The 10,476-nt window shown below is 71.6% G+C and carries 9 protein-coding genes, 1 tRNA gene and 2 pseudogenes; 6 read left to right on the forward strand and 6 right to left on the reverse strand.

The genetic code is table 11. The features are described from left to right. Window positions 1-10 precede the first annotated feature (10 nt). Together BLS21_RS23525 and BLS21_RS23530 are read left to right on the forward strand one after the other, a co-directional pair. Complete coding sequence (locus BLS21_RS23525) at window positions 11-904, forward strand: alpha/beta fold hydrolase (protein WP_091224211.1); 894 nt, start codon at window positions 11-13, stop codon at window positions 902-904. A gap of 77 nt (window positions 905-981) precedes the next feature. Next, window positions 982-1,055 (forward strand) — tRNA-Pro (locus BLS21_RS23530). 103 nt (window positions 1,056-1,158) lie between these two features. On the opposite strand, the gene BLS21_RS23535 is transcribed toward BLS21_RS23530, so the two are convergent. The 4 genes from BLS21_RS23535 to BLS21_RS25435 all read right to left on the reverse strand — a co-directional run bounded on the left by BLS21_RS23535 (window position 1,159) and on the right by BLS21_RS25435 (window position 4,833). Continuing rightward, window positions 1,159-1,695, reverse strand: coding sequence for a site-specific integrase (locus BLS21_RS23535; protein WP_091224213.1), 537 nt, complete (start codon window positions 1,693-1,695; stop codon window positions 1,159-1,161). A 966-nt stretch (window positions 1,696-2,661) separates the two neighbouring features. Continuing rightward, complete coding sequence (locus BLS21_RS23540) at window positions 2,662-3,942, reverse strand: hypothetical protein (protein WP_091224215.1); 1,281 nt, start codon at window positions 3,940-3,942, stop codon at window positions 2,662-2,664. 108 nt (window positions 3,943-4,050) lie between these two features. After that, complete coding sequence (locus BLS21_RS26535; RefSeq protein ID WP_483866615.1) at window positions 4,051-4,656, reverse strand: hypothetical protein; 606 nt, start codon at window positions 4,654-4,656, stop codon at window positions 4,051-4,053. A 9-nt stretch (window positions 4,657-4,665) separates the two neighbouring features. Next, complete coding sequence (locus BLS21_RS25435; protein WP_175479724.1) at window positions 4,666-4,833, reverse strand: hypothetical protein; 168 nt, start codon at window positions 4,831-4,833, stop codon at window positions 4,666-4,668. Window positions 4,834-5,388: 555 nt separating this feature from the next. Between BLS21_RS25435 and BLS21_RS23550 the strand changes: the two genes are divergently transcribed. Together BLS21_RS23550 and BLS21_RS23555 are read left to right on the forward strand one after the other, a co-directional pair. Beyond that, a complete protein-coding gene (locus BLS21_RS23550; protein WP_091224217.1) occupies window positions 5,389-6,807 on the forward strand; it encodes an amidase in 1,419 nt (472 codons plus the stop codon). Between the two features lie 441 nt (window positions 6,808-7,248). Then, window positions 7,249-7,581 (forward strand): histone-like nucleoid-structuring protein Lsr2, encoded by a 333-nt coding sequence (locus tag BLS21_RS23555; RefSeq protein ID WP_091224218.1) that lies wholly within the window; start codon window positions 7,249-7,251, stop codon window positions 7,579-7,581. 100 nt (window positions 7,582-7,681) lie between these two features. On the opposite strand, the pseudogene BLS21_RS26500 reads toward BLS21_RS23555, so the two are convergent. Continuing rightward, window positions 7,682-7,777, reverse strand: a pseudogene (locus BLS21_RS26500) (DUF4326 domain-containing protein); the annotation flags it as partial. Between the two features lie 282 nt (window positions 7,778-8,059). Here BLS21_RS26500 and BLS21_RS26505 point away from each other — a divergent pair. Both BLS21_RS26505 and BLS21_RS23570 read left to right on the forward strand, forming a co-directional pair. After that, window positions 8,060-8,476: pseudogene (locus tag BLS21_RS26505) on the forward strand (class I SAM-dependent methyltransferase); the annotation flags it as partial. A 175-nt stretch (window positions 8,477-8,651) separates the two neighbouring features. Next, entirely contained in the window at window positions 8,652-9,431 is a 780-nt protein-coding gene (locus tag BLS21_RS23570) for an MOSC domain-containing protein (RefSeq protein WP_175479725.1), read from the forward strand. A gap of 762 nt (window positions 9,432-10,193) precedes the next feature. Here BLS21_RS23570 and BLS21_RS23575 read toward each other — a convergent pair. Then, window positions 10,194-10,476, reverse strand: a 283-nt coding sequence (locus BLS21_RS23575; RefSeq protein ID WP_175479726.1) for a transposase, incomplete at its 5' end; no start/stop codon positions are given.

Here is a 10,476-nt window from a genome sequence, read left to right on the forward strand (position 1 = left end):
TCTCCCTGGCATGACCGCACCGCAGACGCACACCCTGGAGACGCAGGGCGCCGTCCTCACCTACGACGTCCGGCCCGGCTCGTCGGCCTCGGAGCCGCCGCTGCTGCTCATCGGCTCCCCGATGGCCGCCTCGGGCTTCGCCTCGCTGGCCGCGCGCTTCCCCGACCGCACCGTCGTCACCTACGACCCGCGCGGGGCCGACCGCAGCCGGCGCACCGACGGCGCGGTCGAGTCCACGCCCGAGGAGCACGCCGACGACCTGTCCCGGCTCGTCGACGCGCTGGACGCCGGGCCGGTCGACGTGTTCGCCAGCAGTGGGGGAGCGGTGAACGCGCTGGTGCTCGTCGCCCGCCACCCCGAGCAGGTGCGCACCCTGGTGGCGCACGAGCCGCCCGCGGTGCAGCTGCTGCCCGACCGCGAGCCCGCGCTGGCCGCGAACCGGCACGTGCACGACACGTACGTGCGCGCCGGGTTCGGCGCCGGGATGGCGGAGTTCATCCGGCTGGTCATGCACTCGGGGCCGGTGACCGACGACTACACCGCCCAGCCGGCTCCGGATCCGGCCGCCTTCGGTCTCCCGGCCGAGGACGACGGCTCGCGGGACGACGTGCTCCTCGCGCAGAACCTGCTGACCTGCACCTCGTACGAGCACGACGTCGAGGCGCTGCGCCGCGCGTCCACCCGGATCGTGGCCGCCGTCGGCGTCGGCTCGGCCGGGCAGCTGGCGCACCGGGGCGGTCTCGCCCTGGCCGAGCGGTTGGGGACGGCGGCGGTCGAGTTCCCCGGCGACCACGGCAGCTTCCTCGACGCCGGCTACGGCCCGCCTCACGACGTCGACGCGGTGGCCGAGCGGCTGCGCGCGGTGCTGGCCGGCGACCGGGACCCGGTGGCGGCCGGCAGCTGACCACCGGTCGGGACGCGATCCCGGGTGCGGTAACCTGCTCTACGCAAGCGTCCGGGCGGTGCGAGCCGCCTGGCGCTCGGGCTGTAGCGCAGCTTGGTAGCGCACTTGACTGGGGGTCAAGGGGTCGCAGGTTCAAATCCTGTCAGCCCGACAGTGAAACCGCAGGTGAGAGGCGGGTCGGTCGAGAAGACCGGCCCGCCTCTTTCATGACTACAGCAACGCGTACAGCAACGCGGCCCGAGGGACAGCAACGGTCACCAGCGGAGCGCCTGGTCGAGCCGGTCGGCGGCCTCGCGCCGTTGCGCCAGCCCGACGTGGCCGTAGATGTCGGCGGTGATCGCGTAGGACGAGTGGCCCAGGTGCTCCTGGACGACCTTGGTGTGACTGGCGGCCGCCAGCAGGAAGCTCGCGGCGAAGTGCCGGAGGGTGTGCAGGGTGACGCCGCGCAGGCCGGCTCGCTCCGCGAGGACCTCGAAGCGCCCCAGCACGTTGCGGGGCTCCAGCGGTGTCCCGATCTCGGTGGTGAAGACCAGCCCGTGCTCCTGCCAGGCTCCGGCGGCCGTGCGGTGTTCCTCCAGTTGTCGGGTCCGGTGGGCCCGGAGCGTCTCGATCGCCGAGCGGGGGAGGGGCACGGTCCTGCGGGACTTGTCGGTCTTGGGCTCGTCGAGCTGCAGTCCCAGGGACGTCCGGGAGCGGGTCCAGCGGACCCTCAGCAGCCCGGCGTCGAGGTCGACGTCCGGCCAGTGCAGGGCGGCCAGCGCCTCCCCGCGGCGCATCCCGGTGGCGAGCATCAATCGATCGGAGCAAGGTCTCCGGCCGGTCGCCCCGGATCGCCTCGAGGAGCGCCTGCGCTTGCTTCGCGGTCAGGTGAGGCGCGTCCTTGCGCTCGACGCCGGGCCGTCTCACTGCTGCTGCGGGGTTGCTGCGGATCAGTCCGTCACGCGAGGCGATGTCCAGCGCCGCCCGCAGGACGGTGTAGATGGTCCGGACCGTCGACGGAGACAGGCCGGCGTCCCGTTTGATGGAGACGAGCGCTTCGACATCCGAGGGACGCACGGCCCACGGCTTCGAAGACGAGCCTCTAGTATCCCGTCACAACCGGTCACGGACTCGAGGTCTGAGACCTGTGTGGCCCTTGATCCTGGTTGTTCTCCTCTCGCTCCGGGCCCGCCTTCAAGCGTGGGCGGTCGTCTCAAGCCCGAGAGATCAGGCACCCCCCGGTGGCGGCCGGGACGGTCGCACGAGAGGAGTTTCAGCGCCGAGGACGGTGCTACCGCGAGCCTGCCCGTATCCGGGGCTGGCTCGCCTGAGGATGGTCGCAGCACTCGGTCCTCGACGGAGCGGAGGGCCCAGTCGGTGGATGTAGCACGCGAGGGTGTCCCACGTGACGAAGGCGCCACGGGCCTTACGGAGCACGGTGGAATCCGGTTCGACCTGAGCGGCCCTGAAGCGGAGCCCAGCGCGGCTCAGTCGGGACCATCGGTGCACAGACCCTGCAGTTGGACACGAACTCACAGTTCGCGATTCACGTCAGACGGTGCCAACGAGGACTGCGTTCCCCGGCGGTGTCGCACCGGTCCGGCTGGGTGCCGTCTGCGCTCCTCCGCGTGCACGACCGAGTGGACCCTCGCCCGATGGGCCCTTGCCCCGAGGCCGCTGGGAGAACGCTGGTGGCAGCGCTCGCGGCGCCGACGACGCGGAGGCCCCCGCCGTGTGGACCGGGAGGTCCTCCGCGCCGTCCGGGACGGGCGCCGGGATCAGCCCGGGTCGGTCAGCTGCTCGAGTTGGCGCGCGAGCTCCCGCACGCGGACCCGGAGGGGTTCGCCGTCCCCGGGTGCGGCGGAGGCGGCCCGAGGCGACGGCATCTCGGCCGGGTGACCGTCCCCGGCACCCTCGGCGGCAGCCTCGGTCGCATAGCCCTCTGCCGGTCCCTCGTCCTCGGGCCGGTCCGAGAAGTGCTGGATGGACGGGCTCACCTCGCTGGCGACCGTGAAGACGTCGCCGTCGGGGGTGCAGGCGCGCGGCCGGGCCGCGCTGATGGTGTCCTGGCCCAGCGCGAGCGTGCGGTCGCTCTGGAACCCGGCGATGCAGAACTCGGACCGCAGCGGCGGGGTGCCGTAGTACGGCCCGTTGTCGCCGGGGACGTCGGGGGTGGGGTTCGGCGGGTCCCGGCGGACCGGGTGCGAGTACCCGGCGCAGTGCATCATCTCGTGGATCAGGGTCTGGGCGACCTCGTTGTCGTTCTGCGGGAACAGGTTGGTGAAGTTCACCCAGATCTGGGAGCCGCCGACCTGCGCCGACGCGTTGGCGCTGGGGTCGGTGTTGATGCCGTGCCAGATCTCGCGCCCGTAGGCCGACAGGAGGTTGGCCCGTTCCGATGGCGTGAGGTTCCCGCAGCTCGCGTGCCTGGTCAGCGCGAAGCTGTGTCGCTCGAACAACCGCTGCCGCTGGGCCGCCGTGATGGCCGGGTCGAAGCGGAAGCGGCTGTAGATGTCGGTGACGTAGGCGAAGACGTCACGCCACTGGATGCTCCCCGGCCGGAAGAGGATGGTGCCGTAGACGATCCCCGCCCCGTAGTTCGCCTGGTGGAAGTTCGGGAAGCCCGCGGCGAAGCCGTTGCGCACCGCCCAGTCGTTGGTGGCACGGAAGCGCGCCGGGACGTCCCCGGCCGGCGGGTTACCCAGCTGGGCGGCCGGCACGTCGCGCCACTCGGCGCCGCCCCGGCGGATGAGGATGCTTCCGTAGACCGTGCCCGCTCCGTAGTTGGCCTGGTGGAAGTTCGGGAACCCGCTGACGTAGCCGTTGCGTGCTGCCCAGTCGTTGGTGGCGCGGAACCGGGCGCCGACGTCGTCCGGAGGCGGGTTGCCCAGGTCGGCCGCCCGGATGTCGCGCCACTCCGCCACGTCGCCGCCGAGCAGGAAGGTGCCGCGCACGACGCCCTGGCCGTAGTTCGCCTCGTGGAAGTTGGGGAAGCCGGACAGGAAACGGTGGGCCCACGCGTAGTCGTTGACCTGGCGGAAGCGGAGGGGGACGGTCACGGCGCGATCCCTTCTGGCGACGGCCGACCCGGCGACCGGAGGTCGAGCAGGGCGGGTTCGGCCCGGCCAGGGTCCCGGGCGCTGCATCACCGGGCCGTCACAGCGGCGTCACCGCGCCGCGGCGGACCACCAGGAACCCCGGGACTCCGGCGCCAGCCCTCGCCGCGTCGGTCGGTAGGCGGGAGTCGAATCCGCACGCACACAGGCACCAGAGCCGAAGTCTGGTGTGGCTGCCGTTGCACCACTCCCGCGCGACCGCCGAGTCCACGGAGCCGCGCGACCGCCGAGTCCACGGAGCCGCGCGACCTCGGTCCGGTCAGTCGCGCAACTGCCGGATCGCCGGCGGTGGGACAACGCTCGGCCGCAGCATCTGCCGCTCGGCGACCTTGCACAGCCAGATGGCATCGAGCCGGTCGGTCTTGGGCCGCCCGGGCAGGTGCTCGACGTCGTGCGCGTTGACCAGTCAGGTCTCGAACAGACCTTTGGCCTGCGGCGCTGTCCGGTCGAACATCGCCTGATACGGCAGTAGGTGTCTGTGCCCACTGCGTCCGGCGCAGCCGCGGTCTTGATGCTCGAGCCGTCGGGACGCATCCACACGATGACGTCGAGCGCCCGCAGCGGTGTGTCGGCAAGGTTCAGTCCGTTGGCGTCGCGGAGTGCGGTCAGCCGCTGGGGCAGCGCGCCGCCGTCCTCGGCGAAGCCGGCGTCCAGCAACCGCCACCATCAGTTCAGCTCGCCGAAGGCGCAACGCACGGCCGAGACAGCGACGGTGACGGTGGCCGGGTCGTTCGCGGTCAGCTGGGGGGGGAAACCAGGCGTCGGCTGCTGCCCGGTCGTGTGCCGACAGGAGCGCACGGTCGGCGGCGCGGGCGCGAAGCTCGGCGTCGGCACGCCGGTCTCCTGCCGAGGGTCGCTCGGCTGATCGCAACTCGGCACGCCGGGAGCTCACCGCGCGACCAATTCGTGGTCACGCGGCCCCGGGAGAGGTGCACGAGGGCAGCGGCCTGCCCGTATGGGCCGCCCCGCGTGACCAGTTCATGACTGATGGAGCGGAAGACAGGGGTCTGCAGGGGCCTGGAACGGGCCTTCCGGGCGGTCCTCCAGTAGTCGTCCGGAGGGCCTGACAGGCGGGTTGGACTGCGGTCATGCGTGGAGCGGGTGACGGGAATCGAACCCACATGGCCAGCTTGAAAGGCCAGCTCGACGCCGCCGTTCGCGACACCCAATGCCGGCCGCCGGCCGCGGCGAACACCGCAGCAGCAGGCGGAGCTGGTCGGCGTCGGCCAGTCACGGCTGCGGGTCGTCGGGCCCGGCGACCTGCGCGCGTCCTTCTCCCGTTGCCCGCTGACATCCGTGCCGAGAGGTCTTCCGCAGGTCGGTGATCCGAGCCTTTCCCGGTGGACAGGGGAGCAGTACGGTCCGCGCACCGCGACACAGGGAGGCGACATGGCGGACGCGTTGTGGCGCAGGACTGCGAGCGAGCTCGCGGAGTTGATCCGCAGCGGCCAGGTCTCCTCTGTGGAGGTCGTGGAGGCGCATCTCGAGCGGATCGAGGCGGTCAACCCCGAGCTCAACGCCGTGGTGCTGGTCCTCGCCGACCAGGCGCTGGAGGCGGCCAAGCTCGCCGATCAGCGGAAGGCCACCGGCGACGGCGAGCTCGGGCCGTTGCATGGGGTGCCGGTGACGATCAAGGAGAACATCGACGTCGCGGGGACTCCCACCACCAACGGCGTGGTCGCGCTGCGGGAGGCGGTGGCGCCGGTGGATGCACCGCTCGTGGAGCGGCTGCGTGCCGCAGGAGCGATCGTCATCGGGCGCACGAATCTGCCCGACATGGGCCTGCGCATCTCGACCGACTGCAGCCTGTGGGGTCTGACCCGCAACCCGTGGCACCCGGATCTCACCGCGGGTGGCTCGTCCGGTGGCGAGGCCTCGGCGCTCGCCTCGGGCATGTCCCCGCTCGGCGCCGGCAACGACATCGGCGGGTCGCTGCGTAACCCGGCGCACTGCTGCGGGGTCTCCTCGCTCAAGCCCACGACCGGCCGGGTACCGCACGCCACCGTGATCCCGCCCGAGGACGGGCCGCTGTCGTTCCAGTTGATGGCCGTCAACGGTCCGATGGCCCGCGACATCGCCGACGTGCGCCTGGGCCTGGAGATCATGAACGGGCCGGACCGGCGGGATCCGGCGTCGGTGCCCGCACCGCTCGCCCTCCCCGGCTCCGGTGGCCCGGTGCGGGTGGCGATGCTGCCCGAGCCGCCCGGGGGCAGCACGGACGCCCGCGTGTCCGAGGTCGTCCGGCAGGCCGGCGCGCACCTGGCCGCCGCCGGCTACGAGGTCGCCGAGGTGACCCCGCCGGACTACGAGACCGCCGTCGAGCTGTGGCACTCGTTCCTCTTCACCGAGCTTCGCGCCCTGCAGCCGGTGCTCTCGCAGGTCATGGGGGAGACCGCGCAGCGCTTCCTCACCGCGGTTCTGGACAGCGAGCCGCGCCTGGACCTGGAGGCCTACGTCGACACCTTCGTCCGCCGCCGCCGGCTGGCGCGCGCGTGGGGGGACTTCTTCGTGGAGTACCCGGTGATCCTCTCCCCGGTCTGGACCCGGCCGGCCTTCCGGCACGGATGGGACGCCGAGTCCGAGCAGAACGCGGTCGCCACCATCGAGCTGCTTCGGCCGGTCATGCCGGCCAATCTGCTGGGCCTGCCCGCCGCAGCCACTCCCGGCGGCCTGGTCGACGGCATGCCGATCGGCGTGCAGTGCATGGCCGCACCGTTCCGCGACGACCGCGCCCTCGACGCGGCGGAGGTGATCCAGGCTGCAGTCGGCCGCCTCGTGCCCGTCGATCCCTTCGTCAACGGCGGGTGAGGGGACGGCCATGAGATGGTGACCGGGTCGGCCTCTTCCGTCTCCGGATGCCGGGCGGCGTCGTGCATCAGGATTGGCCACGGCGGGGCGCGGATGGCCGCGAGCGGCAAGTCCAGGCGCGCTGGGCGGCGGTCAGCTGGCGGCTGGCGCTGTGCATGACCCGCCTGGTCACTGCCGATTTCAGCAGCCGCCCGAGCGACCGCCACGATGAGCAGGCCGACGACCATGACACCTGCCATAGAACGTGTAGTCCAGCGTCCGATTGATGACCCTCGGAGTAAGGCGGCCTGGGTGCGGCCTTCGTCGGTCTTCAGTCCTGCGCAGCAGTCGGTGGGTTTCTCCTCCAACTCCCAAGTGAACATCGTGTGTTACTGACTCGTGTCACTCATCATGGTGCTGTTCCTGTTGACGATATGGTGACTTATTCGAACCCTCGGCTCCATGGCTACCAAGACTGAGGTTGTACTGGTCGACGACCTGACCGGCGACCTGGCCACCACCACGGTCAAGTTCGCCCTGAACAAGACCGGATACGAGATCGACCTGTCGGATGAGAATGCCGCTGAGATGCGGCAGGCGCTCTCGCGGTACATCAACGCAGCGCGAAAGGTGTCGGGCATTGGGCGCCGCAGCGCGCAAGCGCCGAAGCCCGCTCACTCGGGCTACGACCCGGCGGCTGTGCGCGCGTGGGCGGCCGGGCAGGGCATCGAGGTCAACGCCCGCGGGCGCATCAGGGCAGCCGTCGTGGAGCAGTTCCGGGCCGCCGGTAACTGAGCTCACTGTGTCCGGTCAGCGGGTGCCGGACTGGTAGGCCGGGTTGACGACGGGCTCCGGCGTCCTCGGCTGCCTCTTGCGAGCCTCGAGTCGCCGGCGGTCATCGGTTGGCCAACTCGAGCAGGACGTCGGCGTGACAGGGCTGGTCGAGCGGGCACCGGCAGGCGAGGTCATGGCCGCGCAGGATCCGGCGGGCCTCAGCGGCGTAGCCGCCGGCGGCCCAGCGGCGGAACGCACACCATCGCGGGCGCGGTGTCCGGGCAGCGGACGACGGGACGCCGTCGCCGTACTCGCCCGACTCGCGGGAGGTGGGCGGCGGCCAGAGGCGGTCCTCGTCCCCGGCGGGCTACATGTAGGTCGCGCCGACGCGATGTGGGTTCTCCACCGGCGGGTCGGGCCACGACCACCGCACCGGGCGGCCCGGGCCGGCCTCGTGACCGGCTCAGCTGGTCCGGCGCGACGTCAGGAGGAACGTGGCATGGAGGAGCACAGGGACGAGCGAGGTGCGCGGACGATCGGCTGGGACGCCGCAGCGTACGTGCGGCTGTCCACACCGCAGCAATCCTGGGCGGAGGAGGTACTGGCCCGGCTGGAGCTGACGGGCGACGAGACGGTCGTCGACCTCGGGTGCGGTGCCGGGCTCATCACCGAACGGCTGGTTGCCCGGGTGCCGCGCGGACGGGTCATCGCCGTCGATGCCTCGCCGGCCATGGCGCGCGCCACGAAGGACCGCCTCGGCGATCGGAGGGAGGTGGTCGTGGCCGACCTGCACCACTTCACCTGGCCGGAGCCGGCCGACGTGCTGTTCTCCACCGCGACGCTGCACTGGGTTCCGGACCACGCGCGCCTGTGGCCGTACCTGCATGGCCTGCTCCGCAGCGGCGGCAAGCTGGCCGTGCAGTACGGCGGTGCCGGCAACATCCCAGGCGTCGAGGAAGCACGTGCAGGATGGACACCACCCGGTCGACCGGGTGCACGCAGCCGCCCCTGGCGTCTTCGGGTCTGCCCATGGTCGGACCCCACTGGCCCGTTCCGAGCGCACAGCGGCGCGTGCGTGGAAGGGTGCCGGCATGCCGGCCGCACTGAGCGTCGTCCGTCTGTCGACCACGCCGATCAAGGGGCTTGCGCTGGACCATCCCTCCTCGATCGAGCTGACGACGCACGGTGCCGTCGGCGACCGGCAGTTCTTCCTGGTCGACGAGGAGGGGCGGCTCCAGAGCTGCACCGCCAACGCCGAGCTGCTGCCCCTGGCGGCGCGGTTCGACCCGGACAGCCGACGCCTCGAGGTCGTCCGCGGCGACGAGGTGCTGTGCGCTGGCACCGTCGACTCCGCCGGCGCCGTCGACGTCGACATGTGGGGCCTGCGCAGCATCGTCGCCGATGTCGTGGCGGGCCCGCAGTGGAGCACCTTCTTCTCCGATCTGCTCGGCAGACGGGTCCGCCTGGTGCGGGCCCGGCAGTCCGCCTACGACGTGCACCCCGCGACGATCCTCGGCAGCAGTTCCGTCGCCGAGCTCGCCCGCCGGTCGGGCCTGGCCTCGGTCGATCCCCGGCGCTTCCGGATGCTGATCGAGTTCTCCGGCGGGACGCCGCACCTGGAGGACTCGTGGGGTGGCACGCTGCTGCGGATCGGCGGCGCGGTGCTGCGGGGCGGTGGCCCGGTGAAGCGCTGTGCGGCGACCACGCGCGACCCTGCTTCCGGTGCTGTCGATCTGCAGACGCTCCGCCTGATCACGGCCTACCGCGGCCGCCGGGAATCCGAGCTCGGAGTCGGAGCGACCTTCGGCCGGTACTGCGAGGTGCTGGAGCCGGGGACCGTCGCGGTCGGTGACTGTCTGCGCGTCGGCTGACCGACCTGGCGAGCCTCCGCCGTCCTCAGCTGCTTCTCGCGGCCTCGAGCCGCCGGCCTGGACGGTGGCCCCGCTCGGCGACGTACCTCACCCACATCCAGCTCGAGGTCGGCGAGCGCGTCCTCGAACACGTACTCGACAGTCAGGCAGGCGGGGACGGGCGGTCGCCCTGTCCGTCACCGGCGACGTCGTGAGGCCGCTGAGGACCATCTTGTGCCTGTCCTGGGACGCCGTCCACCTGCCCCGCCCGTGCATTCCTTACTCGTCCAATACTGCCGTCGACAGCCGTGGTCGACCGAACCCGCCCCTTGATTCACTCCCGCTTTGACCAGCTGGTTCAAGGTCTGCCAGCGTCAGTGGACAAAGCCGAGATCACCTCGCAGGGTTGAGGGCTTGCTCGGCGCTGGCACATGTGGCCACGCTCGCGGCGATTCAGGGGACTGGCTGGAGAAGAACTGGGGAGGCTCCGGCCGCAGGTGTGGAACTCCTCTCAACGCAGCCTGGGCCGGCTGGGGCGGACCACGTCCGTGAAGGACAGGTCGGGGTCGGAGCGACGCTGAGGTGGACAACACGCCCGAGTGCGGGGGGCATGCGGCAACCGGTACAGCAACGCTCCGAACGGTGGCGCGTCGGGCTGGACGCCGGCGAATGCCACACGCCTCTGACCTGCACTGGTCACACGGTCGCGAACTGCGGCGGACCCTTCGGTGATGTCCCCGGGCGTGGTGTAGCTCGCGGCCGCGGAGAGCTTCTGCGGTCGGACTATGACGCGATCAGGGCCGGCTGCGCCACCTCCTCGGCGGACTGCTTGAGGCGGTTGAGGAGGGCCATGGAGCCCTCGGCGAGGTAGCGGCGGTCGGAGACCTGCCATTCGTCGTGGGCCTCCACCAGCACCGCGCCGGCCAGCCGCATCAGGGCTTCGGGGTTGGGAAAGACCCCGACCACGTCGGTGCGCCGCTTGATCTCCTTGTTCAGCCGTTCCAGCGGATTGGTCGACCAAATCTTCTTCCAGTGCCCGACCGGGAAAGCGGTGAACGCCAGCAGG

It is taken from the genome of Geodermatophilus siccatus, assembly GCF_900103785.1.
Lineage (GTDB): Bacteria > Actinomycetota > Actinomycetes > Mycobacteriales > Geodermatophilaceae > Geodermatophilus > Geodermatophilus siccatus.

Bases quoted from the DNA above. Each gene is read 5' to 3' on its own strand.
- BLS21_RS23570 (WP_175479725.1), top strand. From the start codon at position 8,652: ATGCCGGCCGCACTGAGCGTCGTCCGTCTGTCGACCACGCCGATCAAG.
- BLS21_RS23525 (WP_091224211.1), top strand. From the start codon at position 11: ATGACCGCACCGCAGACGCACACCCTGGAGACGCAGGGCGCCGTCCTC.
- BLS21_RS23550 (WP_091224217.1), top strand. From the start codon at position 5,389: ATGGCGGACGCGTTGTGGCGCAGGACTGCGAGCGAGCTCGCGGAGTTG.
- BLS21_RS23535 (WP_091224213.1), bottom strand. From the start codon at position 1,695: ATGCTCGCCACCGGGATGCGCCGCGGGGAGGCGCTGGCCGCCCTGCAC.
- BLS21_RS23555 (WP_091224218.1), top strand. From the start codon at position 7,249: ATGGCTACCAAGACTGAGGTTGTACTGGTCGACGACCTGACCGGCGAC.